Genomic DNA, 24,311 nt, shown 5'->3' with positions numbered 1-24,311 from the left:
TTTATGACGTAAGGATTTCCGCTTAAATGAGCGTTATATGATTGAGTGAAGTATTATATATTTTATATAATATTTAATTAGGGTGGTACCGCGCGAATATACTCTCGTCCCTAGAAGCAATTCTAGGAACGGGAGTTTTTTTAATTTAAGCAGAGAACCCAAATTTATGATTTGGTGTGAGTCGCTTACTCCTAGGAACAAAATGAGTAGGAGTTACAGCTTGAAAGATTAAAGAAAAGGCAAAAATTCAGAAAGCAGAGAATCCAAAATTTAATTTGTTGTGAATCGCTTACTTCTAGGAAAGAAGTGAGTAGAGTTTCATTATTAATATTGGATTGAATAGAGATTTTTAAAAAATAAAAGGAGGATTATGATATGATTAATATTACATTACCAGATGGCTCAGTTAGACAATATGAAGCTGGCATAAAAGTTATTGATGTTGCAAATGATATTAGTTCAGGTTTAGCTAGAGTTATTTTAGGAGCTAAGGTGAATGATAAAACAGTTGGGTTAGATGAAGTAATAAATGAAGATATTAGTTTAGAATTATTAAAATTCGACAATGAAGATGGAAGAAATATATTTAGACATACAAGTGCACATATTTTAGCACAAGCAGTAAAAAGACTATTCCCTGATACAAAATTAGCAATAGGTCCTGCTATCAAAGATGGGTTCTATTATGATTTCGATACTGAGCACAAGTTTACACCAGAAGATTTAGAAAAAATTGAAGCTGAAATGAAAAAAATTGCTAAAGAAAACTTAAAACTTGAAAGATTTATACTTCCAAGAAATGAAGCAATACAAAAGCTAAAGGAAATGGGAGAGGATTATAAAGTTGAACTGGTAGAAGATTTACCAGAAGATGAGATTATATCATTTTATAAGCAAGGAGATTTTGTAGACCTTTGTGCAGGTCCTCATTTACAGTCAACAAAAAAAGTTAAAGCAGTGAAAATTCTAAGTATCGCAGGAGCTTATTGGAGAGGTAATGAAAACAACAAAATGCTTCAAAGGCTTTATGGTACTTCATTTGAAAAGAAAAAAGATTTAGATTTACATTTAGAAAGATTAGAGGAAGCTAAAAAAAGGGATCATAGAAAACTTGGTCAAGAATTAGACTTATTTAGTTTAAATGAAGCAGGAACAGGATTTCCATTCTTCCACCCAAAAGGAATGGCTTTAAGAAATGTCTTAGAAGATTTATGGAGAAAAGAACATGCATTAAGAGGCTATGGAGAAATAAAAACACCTATAATACTAAATGAAGAATTATGGCATACATCTGGACACTGGGACCATTATAAAGAAAATATGTATTTCACAAAAATAGATGATATGGATCATGCAATTAAACCTATGAACTGTCCGGGTTCAATGCTTGTATTCAAAAATAAAAGATACAGCTATAGAGATTTCCCAGTTAGAATGGCTGAACTTGGTCTTGTTCACAGACATGAAAAATCAGGAACTCTTCATGGATTAATGAGAGTTAGATCATTTACTCAAGATGATGCGCATATATTCATGTTACCAGAGCAAATTAAAGAAGAAGTTCTAGGAGTATTAAAGTTTGCTGATGATTTCTATAATTTATTTGGTTTTAAATATAGTTTGGAGCTTTCAACAAGACCAGAAGATTCTATGGGAACAGATGAAGAATGGCAAATAGCGGAAGACGCATTAAAAGAAGCATTAAAAACTGCTGGGCTAGAATATACAATAAATGAAGGAGATGGAGCATTCTATGGACCAAAGATAGACCTTCATTTAGAAGATGCAATAGGTAGGACTTGGCAATGTGGAACAATACAGCTTGATATGCAAATGCCACAAAGATTTGATTTAAATTATATTGGTAAAGATGGAGAAAAGCATAGGCCGGTTATGATTCACAGGGTTATATTTGGAAGTATAGAGAGATTTATTGGAATACTAATAGAACATTTTGCTGGAAAATTCCCATTGTGGATTGCACCAGTTCAAGTAACTGTTCTTCCTATATCTGATAAATACAATGATTATGCATATGATATCAAGAAAAAATTAATGGAAAAACAAATAAGAGTTGAAGTTGACCATAGAGCTGAAAAAATAGGTTATAAGATTAGAGAAGCACAGCTTCAAAAAATACCTTATATGCTTATTGTAGGAGAAAAAGAAGCAGAAGCAAATAGCTTAGCAATTAGAGATAGAGAAAAAGGTGATATAGGAGCAATGAAGGTTGAAGAGTTTGTTGATATGATAGTAAAGCAAATTGAAGAAAAGAAATAATTAACAAAAACCTAGAATTTTAATTCTAGGTTTTGTGCTATTAATGGAAAGCTTTACTGTTGTAATAAGAGTTTGAAAAATTATTAAAATAGCTAGGGTAAATCTTTGAGGAAAGTGATGCTCAATGTTTTTGTGTTGAAGCTATACAAGACATTTTTTTACTAGGAGATGCCTATATTTCGTTATCTAAGCTGCTCTTGCTCTTGTATAGTAATATAATTTATGATATAATCACATTGAAAATTTATAATTAGGAATAAATTAGGATGAGGAGGTGTAAAGGATGAACTTATTTGTTAGTTCGTACATGCTAGAGTATTATGATGTACATAGAAACATAACATTCAATTTTGGTGACCATAGGGGAGGTGCGTCCAAAATTAAATATTATGTAAACTAATTAATAAGTAAAACTTTACATTTAGAATATAGAATTATGTTTTAAACCTTAAGTAGAGTCTACTTAAGGTTTTTTTGCGCGCTTTCATTGGGAGGAGGGTAAAAGATATTATTAGGTAATTAAAAATTAACTATATACAACATTGGGGGTATTACCATGAGTTATAAAACAAATTTAAATAAAAATATTAATAGAAATTATTTATATACATTCATAAGTTCTTTGAACTTATCTCAGGGATTATGGATGATCTATCTAGCAGCAAAGGGAATGTCTTTAATGCAGCTTGGAATTTTAGAAGCAATATTTCATATTACGTCGTTTTTTATGGAAATTCCAACGGGGATAGTAGCAGATATTTATGGAAGAAAAGTTAGTAGAATAACAGGCAGATTTGCTTCAGTTGTTAGTACAATAATATTATTATATTCCAATAATTTTTATTGGTTTATGATTTCATTTGTTATATCAGCTCTATCATATAATTTGGAATCAGGAGCTGGAGAAGCTTTAGTATATGATTCTTTGAAAGAAATAGGTAAAGAGAAGAAGTATATGAAGATAAATGGGAAAATTGAGATGTTCATGCAGATTGGATGTATTACTTCGTATATTGTTGGTGGATATTTGGCTACAAAAAGTTATTTAATGGTATTTGCTTTAACTGCTGTTTTTGAAACTGTTAGCTTTATTCAAGCATTTTCCTTCACAGAACCAAGTATAAAAAACAAAACTGTAAAAGAAAAAAATCCATTTATTGTGCTAAAAAACCAGTTTACAAAGAGTATTGGTGTTTTATCTAGCAATAAGAGAATCGGTTTTCTTATAGTGTTTGGTGAAATCATTAGTGCAACAGCGACCAGTTTATTTTTTTATCTTCAAAACTATTGGAAAGGCAGTGGATACTCAGAAATAAAAATAGGTATTATTTTTTCAATAGCTTCATTATTAGGAGCTATTATAGCAACAAAAGTATATAAAATAGAGAGGGTTATTAAGGAGAAAGGAGTACTAATATTAATGCCTCTTATAACAATTTTATGTTTATGGGGAGTAGTATTGACTAAATTTACTTATGTATTTTATATCATTATATCTGTTGTAGAAGGAATTATATTTGTTGCGGTAGGTGATTATATCAATAAACAGATTCCTAGTAAATACAGAGCAACTATACTATCTTTTAGAAGCATGGTATTTAGTTTCTTCATGATTTTGTTATTTCCATTAATAGGAAAATTAGGTGATGTATTTTCGATAATGTTTGCCTTAAAGAATTTAGCAATCATAGGAAGTATTCTGTATATTATTCATCTATACTTTTTACTTAATTCTAGGAAATGATGACGTATTTCATTAGTCCAGATTATTCATATAACTTTGAATAATCTGGATTTAGATTTATTATTATATGTATATTCTTATTAATGTAATATGTTTTATGGTATAAAACTTTTTACTTAATACTATTTATTGAATTAAAAAAAAGAGTGCATTATAATATACATAGCATAGATTTTAAGTTAGGAAGGTTATTTATGAATTTAATTATATTATTTAAGGAAGATTTTATTGAAAAAGATATTGTTAGAATTGAAGGAAGAAGATTTGAACATGTCTTATCTGTACATAAAGCTGAAGTTGGTCAAACATTAAAGGTTGGATTACTTAATGGCAAAATAGGTACGGGTTATATAACAAATATGGAAAATAAAATGTTGCAAATGAAGGTCAATTTAACTGATGAACCACCTAAACCACTGCAATCTCAGCTAATATTAGCTATGCCTAGACCAAAAGTTTTTGCTAGAATATTGCAAACAGCTACAGCATTAGGTATAAAAAAAATATTTGTTATAAAGACCTGGAGAGTACAGAAAAGCTATTGGAATAGTCCAGTGCTTAGCGAGGAGAGTTTAAGTAAAAATATGATTTTAGGATTAGAACAAACAAAAGATACAATACTACCTGAAGTTAGAGTTGTTAAACTTTTCAAGCCTTTTGTAGAGGATCAAATATCTAGTATTATTGAAGGCACTATTGCATTAGTTGCTCATCCAATAGCTGATGCTATGTGTCCATATGATATCAAGAAACCTACAACTATTGCTATAGGTCCAGAAGGCGGGTTCATAGAATATGAAATTGATATGCTTAAGAAACATGGTTTTACAGTAGTAGGGTTTGGAAATAGAATTCTAAAAGTAGAGACAGCAGTTCCATATATTTATGGCAAATTATATTAAGGGTGATTAAGGTGCATTTAGATAGCATATATAAAGTTTTTAAAAATAGAAAAGGTAAACAGATGAATATAAGAAAAAGCTACTCTGTTTTGTTACCGTTAGTTAAGGTTGAGGGTGAATTACATATACTTTTTGAGGTTAGAGCAAAAGATTTAGAGACCCAACCTGGTGAAATATCTTTTCCAGGAGGAGCAATTGAGAATAATGAAACACCAATAGAGGCTTGTATAAGAGAAACATGCGAAGAATTAGGAGTGAATGAAAAAAATATAAATATAATTGGGGAGCTTGATTATATAGGAGCACCCGCTAATATTCAAATATTTGCTTTTGTTGGCATGTTGGATATAAAGAAGATTCAGGGGTATAGTAACAGTGAAGTTGACCATTGTTTTTTAGTTCCTCTTACATTTTTTTATAATACCGAACCTGATAAATATTATTCTGAAACTGATATTAAGTTAGATGATTCTTTTCCATATGGTTTAATTCCAAATGGTAAGAAATATATTTGGCGTAAAGGTAAGTATCCTATTCATTTTTACAACTATAATGGATACATAATATGGGGAATTACAGCAAAATTCATAGATAATTTCATCTCAACTTACAAACAATATTACATATATAATAAAGATTGAAATTATGATATGTAATAAATTGTTGAGTTTTTGTTATATTGTTTGATAGATAAGAAAAAATATGATAAGATTATTATTGGTAAATAATGGACTGCGAAAGGAGAAGATAAAATGGATAGTAGAATTGCTATATTGGCGAAAAATTTGGTTAATTATTCAACTAAAGTACAAAAAGGTGAAAAAGTATTAATAAGAACAGTAGGAACTAGCACATTTCCATTAGTTAGAGCTTTAATAAAGGAAATATATAAAGCAGGAGGTTATCCATATACTGATATTAGAGATAGTTCGATTAATAGAGAGGTAGCTTTAGGATGCAATGAGGAGCAAATGAAGTTTAAAGCTGAAATGGAATTACTAAACATGAAAAACATGGACGTATACATTGGTATTAGCGGAACAGATAATATGAACGAGCTATCTGATGTTGATAGTGAGAAAATTAGAATAATGAATAAATGTGCTAAACCTGTTTTAGAACATAGAATTGATCATACAAGATGGGTAGTATTAAGATACCCTAATGCAAGTATGGCACAAGCTGCAAATTCAAGTTTAGAAGGCTTTGAAGATTTCTATTTTGATGTATGTACTATGGATTATGGAAAAATGTCAAAAGCAATGGATAATTTAGTAGAATTGATGAGTAAAACAGATAGAGTTCATATAAAAGGAGAAGGTACAGATTTAACATTTTCCATTAAAGGTATTCCAGTAATTAAATGTGCAGGAGAAGTAAACATACCAGACGGAGAAGTATTTACAGCTCCTGTTAAGGATTCTATTAATGGTGTATTAACATACAATTGTCCAGCTGTATATCAAGGTTTTACTTATGAAAATATATGTTTAGAATTTAAAGATGGAAAAATAGTTAAGGCTACAGCTAATGATACTGAGAGAATCAACAAAGTATTTGATACTGATGAAGGAGCAAGATATATAGGAGAGTTTGCAATAGGAGTTAATCCATATGTAACAAAACCTATGAAGGATACATTATTTGATGAAAAAATCATGGGAAGCTTCCACTTTACACCAGGAAGAGCTTATGAAGAAGCACCTAATGGTAATAATTCAGCTATACATTGGGATTTAGTATGTATTCAAACACCTGAGTATGGTGGAGGAGAAATATACTTTGATGATGTATTAATAAGAAAAGACGGTAAATTTGTAGTACCTGAACTTGAATGTCTGAATCCTGAAAATTTAAAATAACTTTAAAGCAATACAACTGTAAAACTGATATTTATATAAATATAGATAAATTATTGTTATTAGCTTTATAAATCTTTAATTAGGGGAATCATCTAAAGTTTTTGATGGATGATTCCTTAATAATAATATTGAGATTTTTACAACTATTAATGGGGGAAACTGAGTTACTTAATATGTAGCAAAGAATTTATGAGTAGTATAGCTTTTGAAGCTAACAATAAAATAAAAGGGGGAAATATCATGGACTCAAGAATCGCTAAATTGGCAGAAAATTTAGTAAATTATTCTACAAAAGTTAAAAAAGACGAAAAGGTTTTAATAGAAGCTAAAGGAGCTAGTACATATCCTTTAGTTAGAGCATTGATAAAAGAAGTGTATAAAGCAGGGGGATATCCATTTACTTATTTAGAAGATGGAGCTATTTTTAGAGAAATTGCTTTAGAATGCAATGAAGAACAATTAAAATTCAAAGCTGAGATGAAATTATTAAAGATGAAAAACATGGATGTGTATATTGGTATTGGAGGATCAGACAATATTAATGAGCTTTCTGATGTTGATAGTGAGAAGATTGAATTAATATTAAAATGTGACAAACCAGTAAGGGATTGTAGAGTTGATAATACTAAATGGGTAGTATTAAGATATCCTAATGCAAGCATGGTACAAGCAGCAAATACAAGTTTAGAAAGCTTTGAAGAGTTCTATTTTAATGTATGTATTATGGATTATGAAAAAATGTCAAAAGCAATGGATAATTTAGTTGAATTAATGAACAGAACAGATAAAGTTCATATCAAAGGAGAAGGTACAGATTTAACTTTTTCAATAAAAGGAATTCCAGTAGTTAAATGTGATGGACAACTTAACATACCAGATGGTGAAGTGTATACTGCACCTATAAAAGATTCTGTTAATGGCAAGCTTTCGTACAATTGTCCTGCTGTATATCAAGGCTTTACTTACGAAAATATTTGTTTAGAATTTAAGGATGGAAAAATTGTTAAAGCAACAGCAAATGATACTGAGAGAATAAATAAAGTATTTGATACTGATGAAGGAGCAAGATATGTAGGAGAGTTTGCAATAGGAGTTAATCCATATGTAACAAAACCTATGAAGGATACATTATTTGATGAAAAAATCATGGGAAGCTTCCACTTTACACCAGGAAGAGCTTATGAAAAAGCACCTAATGGTAATAATTCAGCTATACATTGGGATTTAGTATGCATTCAAACACCTGAGTATGGTGGGGGAGAAATATACTTTGATGATGTATTAATAAGAAAAGATGGTAAATTTGTTGTACCTGAGCTTGAGTGTCTGAATCCTGAAAATTTGAAATAGTTTCAAGCAATACAACTGCAAAACGGAAATTTATATAAATATAGATAAATTTATTGTTTTTAGCTTTATAAGTTTTTAATTAGGGAATCATCTAAAATTTTTGATAGAGGATGATTGCTTAATAAAATATTGGTATTTTTTACAACTAGTGATGGGGGAAACTGAGTTACTTAATATGCAGCATAGAATTTATGAGTAGCATAGCTTTTGAAGCTGACAATAAAATAAAAGGGGGAAATATCATGGACTCAAGAATCGTTAAATTGGCAGAAAATTTAGTTAATTATTCTACGAAAGTTAAAAAAGGTGATAAAGTACTGATTAATACTGAAGGAACAAGTACATATCCTTTAGTTAGGGCAGTAATAAAAGAAGTGTATAAAGCAGGGGGCTATCCATATGTTAATCTTCAAGACAGTTCAATAGAAAGAGAACTTGCTTTAAATTATAGCGATGAGCAGCTAAAGCTATTTTGTGATATTGAACTAAAAAGAACAAAATCAATGGATGTACAAATTAATATAGGTGGAACTGATAATATAAATGAATTATCAGATGTAGCTCCAGAAAAATTCAGGCTATTATCAAAATATTATGAACCAATTATGGACTATGTTCTTAGTAATGTTAGATGGGTATATTTGAGATATCCAAATGCGAGTATGGCACAAGCGGCAAATACAAGCTTAGAAAGCTTTGAAGACTTTTATTTTAAGGTTTGTAATCTAGATTATAGCAAAATGTCAAAAGCAATGGATAATTTAGTAGAACTAATGACTAAAACAGATAGAGTTCATATAAAAGGAAATGGAACAGATTTAACTTTTTCTATAAAGGGTATTCCGGTAATTAAGTGCTGTGGAGATGAAAACATCCCTGATGGTGAAGTTTTCACAGCACCTGTTAAGGACTCTATAAATGGCATACTTTCTTACAATTGTCCTGCTGTATATGAAGGTTTTACTTATGAAAATATATGTTTAGAATTTAAAGATGGAAAAATTGTTAAGGCTACAGCTAATGATACTGAGAGGATTAACAAAGTGTTTGATACTGATGAAGGAGCAAGATATGTAGGAGAGTTTGCAATAGGGGTTAATCCATATGTAATAAAACCTATGAAGGATGCATTATTTGATGAAAAAATCATGGGAAGCTTTCACTTTACACCAGGAAGAGCTTATGAAGAGGCACCTAATGGTAATAGTTCAGTTATACATTGGGATTTAGTATGTATTCAAACACCTGAATATGGTGGAGGAGAAATATATTTTGATGATGTACTAATAAGAAAAGATGGTATGTTTGTATTGCCTGAACTTGAATGCTTAAATCCTGAGAATTTAAAATAATATTATTAGTGATGTTGTCTCAAAATGGACAAGTTTAGTACTGCCATTTTGAGACTTTTGTATTAATCTGCTTTTTTTATAGAGTACATTAGCTCACCATCATAAGAGCTACCTTCTGCTTCTTCATCCTTTATTTCGTATTCATAGTACATACCTATCTTCTTTAGTACCTTGCTAGATGCTTTATTATCTTTATTGACAGTAGCAACTATTTTATTAATATTCATGTTATTAAAACCATATACAATAATAGCTTTTCCTATTTCAGTTGCATATCCTTTTCTATAGTGTTCTTCAAATAGTCCATAGAACAATTCGTTTTCAGTAGTATCATAAGTAAGTGGGAATAATCCAACAAAACCTATACATTCGTTGTTGTCTTTTGAAACTACTAATAAGAGAAATCCTTGAAATTTGTTTATTGTACTTTCTTTATATCGATTTAATATTCTTTTCAATAACTTTTCACACTCTTTGAACGTTCTTTCTTTAGCAAAGGGAACATTTCTCATTATAGCTTCATCATTTACTATTCTATGTAAATTATAAATATCAGCATTGGCAAAATTTCTAATAAATAAACGTTCTGTTTCTATATTAATATGTTCATACATATTAATTTCACCCCTTAATATTTTGTACTATATAGATGTGTAATTGTGGTTTTCTGCACTTAATTATAACATAACTTATTATACTATAATATATAAATAATATAATAAAGATTTATATTTGTTATGTATAGGTTAATGTTGACAAGTATAATCAAGTTGACTATACTATAAATATAATCAAATAGAAATCTTTAAGGTGCTTAAAAAGTTAAAAGGGAAAAAGGTTAAAAGCCTTTGCAGCCCCCGCTACTGTATGTAGGGATGAGATTCTAATAGCCACTGCTCTTCAATTTTGAGTGGGAAGGTAGAATCAAAGATGAACTACAAGCCAGGAAACCTGCCTTTAAGAAAAAAGACTTATGCTTCGGAGGGAAGTGTGTGGTTTAAAAACACATATTCCAAATGTGTTATTTTTTTTTGAAAAACCTCCAAGGCAAAATATGAAAGGAGTAATATATATGAAAAAATTATTAAAATTATTTATTATTTGTTTAGTAGTTGTGTTTGCTTCAAGTAGTTTATATGTACAAGAAGGATTAGCTACTAGTCAAAGCGACTTTAATCGTCGTGCAGTGGATTTTAAAGTGATTAATGGCAGATCATTTATATCAACAGATGAGATATATGAATTTGGTGTTAGTGTAAAAAATGAATATAGTAGTACTATAGTGTCTAATGAAGATGTTACAATGACTTTTTATTTAGATTCAAACAAAGTAAAGGTTAATAATATTGATTTAACGGTTGATTGTAAAACCTTCAAGGAAGATAACAAAATATATTTACCATATAGATTCTTATTAGAAACATTAAATTATAGCATAATTTGGGATAGTGGAGCTGGAATAGTTAAGTATGAAAAAATATCAGACGATACATATAAATATCCTATTACAATAAAAAATGGTGATAATGAAATGGTAATTGAAAAAGAGCCTTCTAAAATAATATCATTAGCACCTGGAGTAACTGAAAAATTATTTGAAATAGGTGCAGGAGACAAGGTAGTAGGTAGGACACAATATTGTGATTATCCTAAAGAGGTAGAAAATATAAAAAATGTTGGAACACTTTATGAACCAAATATTGAGGTAATAGTCGATATACAACCAGAAATAGCTATTGCTGAAACACATTTTAAACAAGAGATATTAGATAAATTAAATGAAGCGGGAATAATATCTATTTCTTCAGCTACACCAAACAAGGTTGAAGGAATATATGCCCAAATAATACAGTTAGGTAAAATAGTTAATAGAAATTATGAAGCTAGAGCATTAGTATCAAGTATGAAATCAAAAGTTCAAAAGGTTAAATACGTTCTAAACAATCAAAGCAATCTAAATAAGCCAAGTATATATTACGTAGTAGGTACTGGACAATATGGTGAATATACAGCTGGTAGTGATACATTTATTGCAGATATTATCAGAACAGTTGGAGCTACTAATATTGCTGCTGATGTAACTGGTTGGAAATATAGTGTAGAAAAAGTTATAGATAAAGATCCGGATATAATAGTTGGTAATGAAACTAATGTAGATGCTATGATAAATAACAATAATTACAGCATATTAACTGCTGTTAATCAAAAATCATATTATAAAGTTGACAATAATATATTTGACAGATCATCACCAAGATCTATCAACGAAGGTTTAAAAATATTATTCAACATAGTTCACAGTGATTTAACAAAAAAATTAGGTTTCTAAAGCGGTGATTTAATGTCATACTTAAAAAACAAAAAGAAATATCATATAGCAATTTTAATACTATTTTTATTTCTTATATTGTTCATGTTTTGTGCTGTTGCATTAGGTACAGTACATATAGATGTCACGGATGTTATAAAAATAACTCTAAATAAGATTAAATTTCTAGATATTGATATTTCAAATATAAAAAAATCGAATATATTCATAGTTTTAAATGTAAGACTTCCAAGAATAATAATATCGGCTTTGTGTGGAGGAATATTAGCATTAGTTGGAGTAGCTTATCAAGCTATATTCAAAAATCCAATGGCAGAACCTTATATTATGGGATCGTCATCTGGTGCTGCCTTTGGAGCAACGCTAGGTATAGTTTTAGGTATAAACAAAAACATTATGGGTCTTGGTATTATTTCTCTTTTAGCATTTGCAGGTGCGTTAATAACGACTATATTAGTATATAGTCTGGCGAAAAAAGGAAATAGAATATCCACAACATCAATATTATTATCAGGAATAGTCATGAGTTCACTATTATCTTCTATAGTGTCATTAATTATGATATTTAATCATGAAGAATTAGGTAAAATAATTGGATGGACTATGGGGAGCTTTAATGGAGCAAGTTGGACACAAATAGTAGTAGTGGTAATACCGGCTATAATAGGTTCATTTGTACTTATTTCATTGGCTAAAGAATTAAATGCATTATCAGTTGGTGAAGAAAGTGCTCAGTGCCTAGGAGTAAATGTAGAAACTGTAAAAAAAATTGTTCTTGTAGTTGCATCCTTGTTAGCAGCTTGTGCAGTTTCTGTAAGTGGAATAATCGGATTTGTTGGATTGATAGTACCTCATCTATTGAGACTTATATTCGGTTCTGATCATAGAGTGTTGATGCCGATATCTTTTGTAGGTGGTGCAATGTTCTTGCTAATCTGTGATACTTTAGCAAGAAACATATTAAGAGGCGTAGAAATACCAGTAGGAATAATAACTTCAATATTTGGAGGACCATTTTTCCTTTATCTATTAAGAAAATCAAAAAATAGTATATAGAAAGGTTGAAAATTTATGATTAGTGCTATGGATATACAAAATATATCATTTAAATATTCTAACAATACTATATTAAAAAATATAAGTTTTTCGGTTGATAAGGGAGATTTTTTAGGAATATTAGGACCAAATGGATGTGGGAAGACTACTTTATTAAAAAATTTATGTAATCTATTAAAGCCATATGATGGTAAAATATTTCTTGGGAAAGAAGAAATCGGTAAAATAAGCTGTAAAAGTTTAGCTAAAAGGATGGCAGTAGTCCATCAATTTGATGTAATTAGCTTTGACTTTACTGTTCATGATATTGTATTGATGGGTAGAATGCCATATCAAAAAAGATATTCATCAGAAATAAAAAGAGATTATGATGTGGTAGAAGAATGCATGAAAAAAACTGAAACATGGAAGTTTAGAGATAAAAAAATACTTCAAATAAGTGGTGGAGAAAGGCAAAGAGTTATGTTAGCAAGAGCTTTAGCTCAAGAGCCAGAAATATTGTTATTAGATGAGCCTATTTCTCATTTAGATATAAAACACCAAATTAATTTGTTGAATTTATGTAAGAAATTAAATTTAGAAAATAATTTAACTATTATAGTTACTATACATGATATTAATTTAGCAGCAAAATATTGTGATAATATTATTTTAATGCAAGATGGTAAAATACAGGCATATGATAAACCAGAAAGGGTTTTGACAGAGAAAAACATTAAAAAAATATATGACATAGGAGTAGAGCTCATAAAGAATAAAGAACAAAATATGACATATATTATACCTAAAATTAATTGATATAGAAGGGTGTTTCAAATGTTTTTGAAACACCCATATTTTTAATAGTTTTGCTTATAGAAATTTACATTTATAATATAAATTATTTGAAGCTTTTATAATATCTTCGTTACCTAGTATTGCAGAAATAACTGCAACTCCATTTATCTTGGTATTATTTAATAGTTCTATATTATTTTCGTTGATGCCGCCTATAGCTACAATTGGTATATCAACAGAATTTCTAATATTAGTCAATATATCTATGTTTAGATTTTTTGCATCGCCTTTGGAATTAGTTGGGAAAATTGCTCCAACACCTATATAGTCAGCCCCTTGAATTTTAGCTTTTTGAGCTTGTTCAATATTTGATACAGAGACACCTAGTATTTTATCTTTACCTAGTAATTTTCTAGCTTCAATAGCTGGAAGGTCACTTTGTCCTATATGTAGACCTGCTGCATCAACAGCAAGAGCTATATCTAATCTATCATTTATTATAAGTGGGACATTATAATAATCTGTTAATTCTTTTAGTGCTAAAGCTGTTTGATAAAAATCTCTAGTAGAAATATTTTTTTCTCTAAGTTGAACTACAGAAACACCTCCGATTATTGCATCTCTTACGCATTCTACCAAATTTCTATCACCAATAATGTTACTATCAGTAACTAAATAGAGTTTATAATTAACTTTATTTATAGAGTTCAATATTACCACCCCTTAATATATTTTCATTCATATTTGAAATTCCATCAAAGATTTTTACTTTAAAAGATCCGATACCATCACTTTCTTTTAAGCTTTTAAAAGCATATTCTCCAGCTAAACTCATAGATAAAATACCTGATGTAGCTGCCAAAAGATAATCATCTGTAACACCACAAAATGCACCTATGAGTGATGCTGTCATACAACCAGTTCCAGTAACATCAGATAACATGGGATGACCATTTTTGATTATCATTGTGTTTCTGCCATCACTCACTACATCTTCTTTACCAGAAATAACAATTACATTCTTATATTTATTTGCAAGGTTTTTGGCAATGGTTTCTTTGTTATTATCGTTATCAATAGAGTCTACACCTTTCATCTTAGTTTCCAAACCGCTTATTGCTTTTATCTCTCCTAAATTTCCTTTAATAACGGATATGTAAAGTTCATTTAATAGTTTTTGTACAGAGTTAGTTCTAAAAGTTGTGGCGCCAGCACCTACTGGATCTAAAACAATTGGAACATTCAATTTGTTTGCAATTTTACCTACCAATAGCATATTATTTATAGATTCTTTTGTGGAAGTCCCTATGTTTAGTACCAATGCAGATGACATGCTTAATAATTCCTCTGCTTCAGAAACTTCAAAACTCATAATTGGAGAAGCTCCTATTGCTAAGGTCATATTAGCACAATCATTAATAGTAACAAAATTTGTTAAGTGAAGTACAAGTGGCTTTTTAGTATTAATATTTTTTAGTAAATCAGAACATGCTTTAAGATAATTAGTATTCATATTTTTCCTCCTAATAATATTGTACAAAAATTGTAGCGTATAATGTGAAACCTTACTCAATCTTTGTAGGAGTGAGCTACATACATAAATTACAGATTTTCATCCCGACTCAAAATCAATATTCGGTTTCTCTATAAAAAGCATAAGACCTGATTAAAGGACTCATGCTTTTTTATACCAAATAGCTCTCCTACGCTGGCATTACCCAGATCAGGTTAAGGGTCAAAGACTTTGTTGGGTCTTTTTCTCAGCCAGCCTTTCTAGCTCCCCTAGTTATTGAAACCTAGATTATTCAAAGTTATATGAATAATCAGGGTAATTATTTAATTGTCATACATATGTTAACACAATAAAGCAAAGAAAACAATAAGCAGAATTATACAGTAAAATATTCGAAATTGTATGAATAATTAGGGCTTATTATTATAAAAAAATATATATAGTTAATAAAAATTAATAAATTCGACAAATTTATTTAAGTGTTGAAGCCTTGAAATATGGGCTTTATATTGTATGTGGGAATATTTAATAGTATTATTGAAGGAAAAATATACAATAGTAGAGAATAATGTAATAATAATATTGTGGGGTGATTCAATGGGATTTAATGAAATAAGACTTAACCATACAAATATATCTAGTGTAATGAGTACATCGTTTTTAAAGATATATAGTAACAATACTTCCAATGTTATGAATAAATTTGTAGATGACGATATAAATATTGCAGTAATTGTAGAAAAAGCTAACAATAAAGATATACCTAAAGCTGTATTGACATCAAAGGATATTCTTAGGCTAACCCTAAAAAATATAGAATTAACAGAATATGTAGAAAATTGGAAAAAATCTAATAATTTTTTTTGTTGTGTTAGTTGTAGACGAGAAATAGGTGATGTAATAAACACTATCTCAAAATTTAATCCAGAATATGTTCTAGTGTATGAAGATAAAGAGGTAATAGGTATATTAACTCAGAAACAAATACAAAGGTTGTATGATGAAAGCCTTATGTATACTTGCACACTTCTAAATAAAATTGTAGATGTTGTAAATGATGCTGTATGTGTAGTAGATACAGATAGTATTGTTCGTTATTGGAATGCAAGTGCAGAAATAATGCACAATATAAAAAAAGTAGATATTATTAATAAACCCATATATGAAGTGTTCCCTAATGCTTTATTACCTAGAGTAATAAAAGAAGAAAAAACATTTGAAAATATATATAATGAATCTAGAGAAAATTGTTTCAATATAATAAGTGCTAGACCATTATATAAAGATGGAAAACTAATAGGTGGTATTAGCTGTGATAGAGATATAACAGAAATAACAAAAACATCAAGATTATTAAATCAAACTCAAAGTGATTTAGAAGCTTTAAAAGAAGAATTTGATAATATAAATAAGGACAAGATGACTTTTGATAAGATAGTCGGTAATGATGTTAATTTTAGAGAAAAAGTTAGATTTTGCAAAAGTATATCTAAGGCTAGTATTACTATATTATTGACAGGAGAAAGTGGTACTGGGAAAGAAGTGTTTGCCCAAGCTATACATTGTGAAAGTGAACGTAGAGGTAATTTTATTCCTATTAACTGTAGCGCCATACCAAAGGATTTGTTAGAAAGTGAGTTGTTTGGATATGAAAAAGGTGCTTTTACAGGTGCGAATAAAAATGGGAAAATAGGCAAATTAGAGCTAGCTAATAATGGAAGTATTTTTTTAGATGAAATAGGTGATATGCCATTAGAAATGCAGCCAAAGCTTTTAAGGTTTTTAGAAGATGGAGTAATAACAAAAGTAGGTAGTGAGAAATCTACTAAATTAGATGTAAGAGTAATAGCTGCAACAAATAAGGATATTCAAATTATGATAGATGATGGGCTGTTTAGAAAGGATTTGTTTTATAGGCTCAATTCTATAACAATAGAATTACCTCCACTGAGAGAAAGGAAAGCGGATATTCCTTTGCTAGTAGATAGCTTTGTTAAAAAGTTTTGTAAACAATACAATATGTTAGAAAGAAGTATTCCAACAAATATTATGGATTTATTAGTAAATTATGAATGGGAAGGTAATATAAGAGAGTTAAAAAATATCGTAGAAAGAATAGTAATACTAGCAAAAAACAATAGTATTGACATTAGTCTTTTGCCAGAGAAGATTTCTAAGAATAGAAATATTAACATAAATATTAATAATGAAAGTAATATGGATTTAAATAAAATTCTCATGAATGCTGAGGAAAAAGCATTACTAAGAGCTATGGAAGTTGCAAATAATAATAAGACAAAAGCAGCTAAACTTTTAAAAATACCTAGAAGTACACTTTATTTTAAGCTTGAAAAATATAAAATTGTAGAATAGTGACAATTTGTTGACATGTGTCGAATAACTGACACATGTTTTTTTAGTTTTTCTTGCATTAAAATGTCATAAAATTGTCACTATTCAAAATAATCAAAAAAGAATAGCTTAACCATCATGATATCGTTAGTTATTAATATGGAATGATAGTTGCATAATTATATAAATATATAAATATTATAGTAAAAAAAGAGGTATTGATGGGAGGTGCCTGATACCGTAGTATTGTATACATATATATGGTATGCTATATTATTTATTATTATATTTCAATAATTTAATATAATTTCTTTAATATAATTTCTAAGGAGGGTTTTTATGAGTATAAGCGGAAGTACAATTTTTACATTTGCATTATATTTACTTTTTATGTTAGGTATTGGTATGTATTTTTTCAAAAAAACTGATAGTTTATCAGATTATGTTTTAGGTGGTAGAGGATTAAATAGCTGGGTTGCAGCTATGAGTGCATCTGCATCTGATATGAGTGGTTGGCTTTTAATGGGTTTACCTGGGGCTGCTTATTTATCTGGTTTAGAAGCAAGTTGGATAGCAATAGGTTTAGCAGTTGGTACATACCTAAATTGGAGATTTGTTGCTAAGAGATTAAGAAAATATACAGAAGTATCAAATAATTCTATCACATTATCTGATTACTTTGAAAATAGATTTAGAGATGATTCAAGAATACTAAGAATGTTATCAGCTTTTTTCATAGTATTGTTTTTCTTAGTATATACAGCTTCAGGTTTTGTTGCAGGAGCTAAATTGTTTAATACAGTATTTGGATTACCTTATATTTGGGCGTTAGTAATCGGTGTGGTAGTTATTATAGGGTATACTTTCTTAGGTGGCTTTATGGCAGTTAGCTGGACAGACTTTTTCCAAGGAATACTTATGTTTATCGCAATTATAGGTGTGCCTATTGGAGCTATTTCAATACTAGGTGGTTTTGGTAGTACGATGGATTCAGTTAGAGCGGTTAATCCAGAGTTGCTGAATATTTTTACTAAAACTGATGGAACAAGTTTAACATTAATTTCAATTATATCGCTTACTGCATGGGGACTTGGATATTTTGGTCAACCTCATATACTTGTTAGATTTATGGCTATCAGATCTTCTGGCGAAGTAAAACAAGCTAGAATAATAGCGGCTGTTTGGTCAGTATTAAGTCTTGGAGCAGCAGTGTTAGTTGGTGTAATTGGTATAGTATTTTTAAAGACTCCACTAGAAGGGACAACAGCAGCAGAAACAGTATTTATGGTTATGATAAATACAATATTCCATCCATTGGTTGCAGGTGTTTTCTTAGCTGCAATATTAGCAGCGGTTATGAGTACAGCTGATTCACAGCTTCTTGTAACATCATCTTCCTTTACTAAAGATTTTTACAAAGTTGTTCTTAAAAAAGATGCAACTGACAAAGAACTAGTTTTAATTAGTCGTATAGCTGTAGTAGTTGTAGCTTTTATAGCTTTCTTAATAGCGACAAATCCTGAAAATAGTGTACTTGGCTTGGTATCATATGCATGGGCTGGTTTAGGAGCATCCTTTGGTCCTATAGTATTGATTTCTATCTATTGGAAACGTATGACAAGAAACAGTGCTATAGCAGGTATGATAGTAGGTGGACTAACGGTCATCATATGGAAACAGCTTGAAGGTGGATTATTTGATGTATATGAAATACTTCCAGCGTTTATATTTGCTAGTATAACAATATTTGTTGTCAGCAAGTTAGGAAAAGAACCATCAAAAGAGATCGAGGAAGAATTTGATAGTGTTCAGAAAGCAGAAATTTAATTAATTTATAATTTGAAATGAAAATAGAAAACCTAAGCATTGGAACTTGGATTCGATGTTTAGGTTTTTTAACGTAATGGTACTTTTGTAAAAAGAGTTTGTTAAAATGGCTAGGGTAAAACATTGAGAGAAGTGTGGCTCAATGGTTTTGTGTTGAAACTTTCTACAGAAATATTTATATTTCCCACAGCATATAAAGGTGAAAGAATATAGGAAGGCTTTGTGAGTACGAAGTCATTAGATGATAGTTCATTACCAAATGGAAGGACATGAATCTGAGAATCTTTGTTGGCTCCTGTGAAGAAACAATTTCATTTTATAGAACCACTAAAAAAATTGCTTTAAATATTATTATTCTATGGTTAAATATGTTTAGACATAGCTGTTAATTTATTTTGAATATTTGAGGATAATATTGTTTAAACTTTAATACTCTGATAAGATAAAACACAAGGTAGGTGTAAGAATTGAAAATTAAGAATATTATATTAAGCAATATCAATCTAAAAGATGTTATGGATAAAAATGTATTAATCAAAGATAAACAGGCAAATGTACATGACATACTAAATGAAATGATAGATAGAGAAATAGATAATGTAATAATTATAGATAATGAAAATGCTAAGGCGGTATTATCGATAAAAGATATAATTAAAGCTGAGATTTGTAAATTGACAGTTGATAAATATATTGACTTAAATAATAAATATATTAGATATGCTTTATATGAATATAATTGCACTAATGATTTGATGAATATATTGGTAAATAATAATGATGTAGAATATGTAGTTATATTAAATGATAATAAAAAACCTATTGGATTAATTTGTAATAGAGAAATAAATGAGCTTTATACTAAAATAATAGACAAAAGTTATAAGTTGTTTGAAAACATTATAGATAATATGCACGACGCTATCTGTGCAGTAGATAAGGATAATAAAGTAATTATATGGAACAAGAGTGCAGAAAAATTATATGAAATAGATGAAAAAGATATAGAGGGAAAACTTATAACCGAGATGTTTCCAACAGCATTACTTCCAAAGGTTGTTATGGATAGAAAAGAATATAGAAATGTTTATAATAATCCACGTGAGAATTGCTATGATATTATTAGTGCAACTCCACTTTATGATGAAGGGGAATTTATAGGTGCTGTAAGTTGTGATATGGATATATCTGAACTTATAAGAATTTCGCAATTGTATAATACTGCTAGATCGAATTTATCAGTATTAGAAAATGAAGTAGCTAAATTAAATGAAAGCAGATTTGCATTTTCTCAGATAGTTAGTGCTAATAAGAAATTTGAAAATATTATTAAGCTATGCAAAAATATAGCTAAATCAAAAGTGAATATTTTAATATCTGGAGAAAGTGGAACAGGAAAAGAGGTTCTTTCAAGAGCAATACACATAGAAAGTAAATTAAAGGGATATTTTGTACCAGTTAACTGTAGCACAATTTCAAATGATATGCTAGAAGAGTTATTTGGCTGTGATGGTACAATTAAAAGTAAAAAAATAGGAAAATTTGAATTAGCAGATAAGGGAACCATCTTTTTAGAAGAGATATCAGATTTATCGTTAGATATACAAGATAAAATTTTAAAGATTATAGATGAAGGAATAATAATCAAATCAGGTAGTAATGAGAAAACAAAAGTTGATGTAAAAATAATTGCCGCTGTAAGTAAAGATTTAAAGAAGCAAGTACAGATGGGATTATTTAGAGAAGAATTATTCCATAGATTAAATGCAGTATCAGTACACTTACCACCGCTAAGAGAAAGACAAGAAGATATACCAATACTCGCAAATAAATTCATTAATGACTTTTGTATAACATATAGAAAAAATGTTATAGAAATACCTAAAAAAATAATGCAAATGATGATAAACTATGAGTGGAAAGGAAACATCAGAGAATTAAAAAACGTAATCGAAAGAATTGTAATACTATCAAAGAATAATATACTTGACGAAAGATTTTTACCTGATATTATAGTGAATTCATCAGATAATGATATGATAAATAATAAAGAATCATTAGACTTAATTAAAGCGATAGAAAATACAGAAAAAAATACAATAAAAGCTGCTATGAAAATTAGCGGTGGTAATAAAATGAAAGCAGCAAAGCTGCTAAACATACCTAGAAGTACATTATATTTTAAACTTAGTAAATATGAGATAGAATAAATAATATGATAGTAAAAAGCTTGGAGAAGATTGATATGAAGGTTAAAAAAATACTTAAAAAAGCTCTAATAGTTATAATGATAATTGCATTAAGTTACAATTTTTATGTAGCTAGGAGTATATACTTATATGGTAATATAAGTGAATGTGTGAAAGCAGATGCAGTAATAGTATTGGGAGCAGCAATTTGGGATGATAAACCATCACCAGTTTTTGAAGAAAGGATAAAGCATGGTATTTGGCTATATAAGAATGGCTATGCTAATAAAATTATATTTACTGGGGGTAAAGGAAAAAATAAAAGATACTCAGAATCAAGAGTTGCAATGAATTATGCTTTAGAGAATCAAATACCAAAGAAAGATATTTTAATAGAAGAAAAATCTAAAATAACTGAGGAAAATATATTTTATGCGGAGCAAATTGTAGAAAATAACGATTTTTCCAAAGTTATAATAGTTAGTGATCCATTACACATGAAAAGAGCTATGTTAATGGCAAAAGATTATGAATTAGAAGCTTATGCCTGTCCAACACCAACAACCAAATATAAAAGCTTAAGAAGTAAGATTCCTTTTTGGTCAAGAGAAGTGTTTTATTATTTAGGCTATAGAATGTATAAAATACTCCTATAACATTTATGTAGTAATAATGTGTTATTAAAGCGTCAGAATTCAGACAATAACGTCTAAATTCTGACGCTGTTTTTATTGAATTGGCTTTAAAAACGTCAGAAAATTGATACTAAATAAAAACTAAATATCATGATAAGTTTATTACTAACTTCTAATAATGATAATTTTGGCATACATTTTGCTATTATATTTTCATAATATCTTAATTTGATACATAAGAATTGTAGGAGGGATTTATATGAGGATTAATGAGCATCCTATATTAGATTTTAAAAGAGGTAAAAAAGTAAAGTTTACTTTTAATGGTCAAGAAATGGAGGGTTACAAAGGGGAAACTGTTGCAGCTGCATTACATGCAGCAGGAGTAAAAGTTCTTGGACAGAGTGTATTTAAGCATAGACCAAGAGGATTCTATTGTGCTATAGGAAATTGTTCTTCGTGTCTAATGAAAGTAAATGGTGAACCTAATGTAAGAACTTGTATTACAGACCTTGAAGAAGGCATGGTTGTTGAGACACAAAATGGTAAGGGGGAAATTCTATGAAGAATGTAGAATTGGCTGTTATTGGTGGTGGACCAGCAGGTCTATGTGCAGCAATTAGTGCAGCGTCTAGTGGTGCTAAAGTACTTATAGTTGATAGAAACAAGAAAATAGGTGGACAACTTATAAAACAAACGCATATGTTTTTTGGTTCTGAAAAACAATATGCTTCAACAAGAGGTATAGATATTACAAATATACTTTTTAACAAATTAGCAGAATACAAAGATAATATAGAAATTTTAGATGATACTACTGTTTTAGGAATATATGAAGATGGAATTATAACACTAGAAAACGAAGGTAAATACATAAAAGTAAAACCAGATGCCATGGTTGTAGCTACTGGTGCAAGTGAAAAGGTACTTGCTTTTCCACAAAATGATCTTCCTGGTATATACGGAGCTGGTGCAGTACAAACTCTTATGAACGTACATGGAGTAAAACCTGGAAATAGAGTTTTAATGGTAGGAGCAGGTAATATAGGTTTGATAGTCAGTTATCAGCTTATGCAAGCAGGTGTTAAGGTAGAAGCAATTATAGATGCAGCTCCAAAAATAGGTGGATATTTAGTACATGCATCAAAGGTTAGAAGAATGGGAGTACCAATATTAACAAGACACTCAGTTAAAGAAGCTATAGGAAAAGAATGTTTGGAAAAAGCTGTTATTTGCGAGCTGGACGATAAATGGCAACCAATAGAGGGTACAGAAAAAGAGTTGGATGTTGATGTAATGTGCATTTCTGTGGGATTAACTCCACTAACTGAATTATTATGTCAGGCTGGTTGTGAAATGAAATATGTACCTGAATTAAGCGGCAGAGTTCCTGTTAGAGATAACAACTACGAAACAACAGTAGAAAAGATTTTTGTGGCAGGAGATGTTACAGGAGTAGAAGAAGCAAGTAGTGCTATGGTAGAAGGATATCTTGCAGGTTTATGTGCAGCAAAGGGTATAGGTTATGAACATCCTAATTTTGATGAACTTAGAGAAGATTATATTAATCAGCTTAATTCTTTACGTTCAGGGCATGTAGGTGAAAGAATAAGAGCCGGTATAGATAAAATAGTTAGGAGTGAAGCGACATGTTAGAGAGTACAGGTATTGCTACACCAGAAATGATAAAAGAAATATTTCCTAGTGAAGACAGAATAAATAAAGGTCCTGTAGCTGTTATAGAATGTTTTCAAAGAATACCGTGTAATCCATGTTCTACTGCTTGTACTAAAAATGCGATGAAAGACTTTAAAGACATTAATGATAGACCTCAGTTAGATGAAGAAATATGCAATGGATGTGGATTATGTATAAGTAAGTGCCCGGGTTTAGCAATTATGGTTGTAGATGGTAGTTACTCTGAAGATGAAATATTGTTTAAAATTCCTTATGAATTTTTACCTTTGCCTGTTGAAGGTAACATAGTAGCCGGACTTGATAGAGCAGGGGAATATATATGTGATGTTAAAATAATTAAAGTTCAAAATCCAAAAGCTTTTGATAGAACACCAGTTATAAATGTTGCTGTACCTAGAAAGTATATGTACGATTTTAGAAATATCAGAGTGGAGGTAAGATAATA

20 protein-coding genes, 2 riboswitches and 1 other annotated feature (1 of these 23 running past the window's edge) are annotated in these 24,311 nt (G+C 29.5%); of the genes, 17 read left to right on the top strand and 3 right to left on the bottom strand.

Going from position 1 to position 24,311, the window contains the following annotated elements:
* Positions 1-115: a binding site (T-box leader), on the top strand (it extends 126 nt beyond the left edge of the window).
* 260 nt (positions 116-375) lie between these two features.
* From thrS to AYC61_RS01335, 7 genes are all read left to right on the top strand, one after another.
* Positions 376-2,280, top strand: coding sequence for a threonine--tRNA ligase (thrS, locus tag AYC61_RS01365; RefSeq protein WP_066495691.1), 1,905 nt, complete (start codon positions 376-378; stop codon positions 2,278-2,280).
* A gap of 556 nt (positions 2,281-2,836) precedes the next feature.
* The gene (locus AYC61_RS01360; RefSeq protein ID WP_242866723.1) at positions 2,837-4,024 is read left to right on the top strand and encodes an MFS transporter; all 1,188 of its coding nucleotides are present in this window, start codon (positions 2,837-2,839) and stop codon (positions 4,022-4,024) included.
* Positions 4,025-4,218: 194 nt separating this feature from the next.
* Positions 4,219-4,926 carry a 16S rRNA (uracil(1498)-N(3))-methyltransferase gene (locus AYC61_RS01355; protein WP_066495679.1) on the top strand — a complete coding sequence of 236 codons (708 nt, stop codon included), beginning with the start codon at positions 4,219-4,221 and terminating at the stop codon, positions 4,924-4,926.
* 2 nt (positions 4,927-4,928) lie between these two features.
* Entirely contained in the window at positions 4,929-5,567 is a 639-nt protein-coding gene (locus AYC61_RS01350; protein ID WP_242866722.1) for an NUDIX hydrolase, read from the top strand.
* Between the two features lie 111 nt (positions 5,568-5,678).
* The gene (locus tag AYC61_RS01345) at positions 5,679-6,788 is read left to right on the top strand and encodes an aminopeptidase (RefSeq protein ID WP_066495675.1); all 1,110 of its coding nucleotides are present in this window, start codon (positions 5,679-5,681) and stop codon (positions 6,786-6,788) included.
* 237 nt (positions 6,789-7,025) lie between these two features.
* A complete protein-coding gene (locus AYC61_RS01340) occupies positions 7,026-8,138 on the top strand; it encodes an aminopeptidase (protein WP_066495822.1) in 1,113 nt (370 codons plus the stop codon).
* 239 nt (positions 8,139-8,377) lie between these two features.
* Positions 8,378-9,490 (top strand): aminopeptidase, encoded by a 1,113-nt coding sequence (locus AYC61_RS01335; RefSeq protein ID WP_202906778.1) that lies wholly within the window; start codon positions 8,378-8,380, stop codon positions 9,488-9,490.
* A gap of 62 nt (positions 9,491-9,552) precedes the next feature.
* Here AYC61_RS01335 and AYC61_RS01330 read toward each other — a convergent pair whose 3' ends face one another.
* Positions 9,553-10,104: a GNAT family N-acetyltransferase gene (locus tag AYC61_RS01330; RefSeq protein WP_066495666.1), complete on the bottom strand. Its 552-nt coding sequence runs from the start codon at positions 10,102-10,104 to the stop codon at positions 9,553-9,555.
* A gap of 177 nt (positions 10,105-10,281) precedes the next feature.
* A riboswitch (cobalamin riboswitch) is annotated at positions 10,282-10,463 on the top strand.
* Between the two features lie 99 nt (positions 10,464-10,562).
* Between AYC61_RS01330 and AYC61_RS20890 the strand changes: the two genes are divergently transcribed.
* Genes AYC61_RS20890 through AYC61_RS01320 form a run of 3 tightly spaced genes read left to right on the top strand, consistent with a single transcriptional unit; the run spans position 10,563 to position 13,673 of the window.
* Positions 10,563-11,819, top strand: a complete 1,257-nt coding sequence (locus AYC61_RS20890; protein WP_162265418.1) for a helical backbone metal receptor — start codon at positions 10,563-10,565, stop codon at positions 11,817-11,819.
* A gap of 12 nt (positions 11,820-11,831) precedes the next feature.
* Positions 11,832-12,875: a FecCD family ABC transporter permease gene (locus AYC61_RS01325; protein WP_066495664.1), complete on the top strand. Its 1,044-nt coding sequence runs from the start codon at positions 11,832-11,834 to the stop codon at positions 12,873-12,875.
* 15 nt (positions 12,876-12,890) lie between these two features.
* The gene (locus tag AYC61_RS01320; RefSeq protein ID WP_082759722.1) at positions 12,891-13,673 is read left to right on the top strand and encodes a heme ABC transporter ATP-binding protein; all 783 of its coding nucleotides are present in this window, start codon (positions 12,891-12,893) and stop codon (positions 13,671-13,673) included.
* A gap of 54 nt (positions 13,674-13,727) precedes the next feature.
* Here the strand turns inward: AYC61_RS01320 and thiE are convergent, their stop codons facing one another.
* Positions 13,728-14,354: a thiamine phosphate synthase gene (gene thiE / locus AYC61_RS01315; RefSeq protein ID WP_066495813.1), complete on the bottom strand. Its 627-nt coding sequence runs from the start codon at positions 14,352-14,354 to the stop codon at positions 13,728-13,730.
* Positions 14,347-15,165 (bottom strand): hydroxyethylthiazole kinase, encoded by an 819-nt coding sequence (gene thiM, locus AYC61_RS01310; protein WP_066495663.1) that lies wholly within the window; start codon positions 15,163-15,165, stop codon positions 14,347-14,349. Before thiM ends, thiE begins: the two co-directional genes overlap by 8 nt.
* 170 nt (positions 15,166-15,335) lie before the next feature.
* A riboswitch (TPP riboswitch) is annotated at positions 15,336-15,446 on the bottom strand.
* A gap of 232 nt (positions 15,447-15,678) precedes the next feature.
* On the opposite strand from thiM, the gene AYC61_RS01305 reads away from it, so the two are divergent.
* The 7 genes from AYC61_RS01305 to AYC61_RS01275 all read left to right on the top strand — a co-directional run bounded on the left by AYC61_RS01305 (position 15,679) and on the right by AYC61_RS01275 (position 24,309).
* Positions 15,679-17,538 carry a sigma 54-interacting transcriptional regulator gene (locus tag AYC61_RS01305; protein ID WP_066495658.1) on the top strand — a complete coding sequence of 620 codons (1,860 nt, stop codon included), beginning with the start codon at positions 15,679-15,681 and terminating at the stop codon, positions 17,536-17,538.
* A 318-nt stretch (positions 17,539-17,856) separates the two neighbouring features.
* Entirely contained in the window at positions 17,857-19,344 is a 1,488-nt protein-coding gene (gene putP / locus AYC61_RS01300) for a sodium/proline symporter PutP (RefSeq protein WP_066495655.1), read from the top strand.
* Between the two features lie 467 nt (positions 19,345-19,811).
* Positions 19,812-21,554: a sigma 54-interacting transcriptional regulator gene (locus tag AYC61_RS01295; RefSeq protein WP_066495654.1), complete on the top strand. Its 1,743-nt coding sequence runs from the start codon at positions 19,812-19,814 to the stop codon at positions 21,552-21,554.
* Between the two features lie 35 nt (positions 21,555-21,589).
* The gene (locus tag AYC61_RS01290; protein ID WP_066495647.1) at positions 21,590-22,189 is read left to right on the top strand and encodes a YdcF family protein; all 600 of its coding nucleotides are present in this window, start codon (positions 21,590-21,592) and stop codon (positions 22,187-22,189) included.
* Between the two features lie 238 nt (positions 22,190-22,427).
* Complete coding sequence (locus AYC61_RS01285; protein ID WP_066495645.1) at positions 22,428-22,733, top strand: (2Fe-2S)-binding protein; 306 nt, start codon at positions 22,428-22,430, stop codon at positions 22,731-22,733.
* Positions 22,730-23,824 carry an NAD(P)/FAD-dependent oxidoreductase gene (locus AYC61_RS01280; RefSeq protein WP_066495643.1) on the top strand — a complete coding sequence of 365 codons (1,095 nt, stop codon included), beginning with the start codon at positions 22,730-22,732 and terminating at the stop codon, positions 23,822-23,824. Before AYC61_RS01285 ends, AYC61_RS01280 begins: the two co-directional genes overlap by 4 nt.
* Positions 23,818-24,309 carry a 4Fe-4S binding protein gene (locus AYC61_RS01275; RefSeq protein WP_066495640.1) on the top strand — a complete coding sequence of 164 codons (492 nt, stop codon included), beginning with the start codon at positions 23,818-23,820 and terminating at the stop codon, positions 24,307-24,309. The genes AYC61_RS01280 and AYC61_RS01275 overlap by 7 nt, the downstream gene beginning before the upstream one ends.
* Positions 24,310-24,311 lie beyond the last annotated feature (2 nt).

It is taken from the genome of Abyssisolibacter fermentans (assembly GCF_001559865.1).
Taxonomy (GTDB): Bacteria; Bacillota; Clostridia; order Tissierellales; family MCWD3; genus Abyssisolibacter; species Abyssisolibacter fermentans.
The sequence above is the reverse complement of the archived record's forward strand: the minus strand, read 5'-3'. Positions and strand labels throughout refer to the sequence as shown.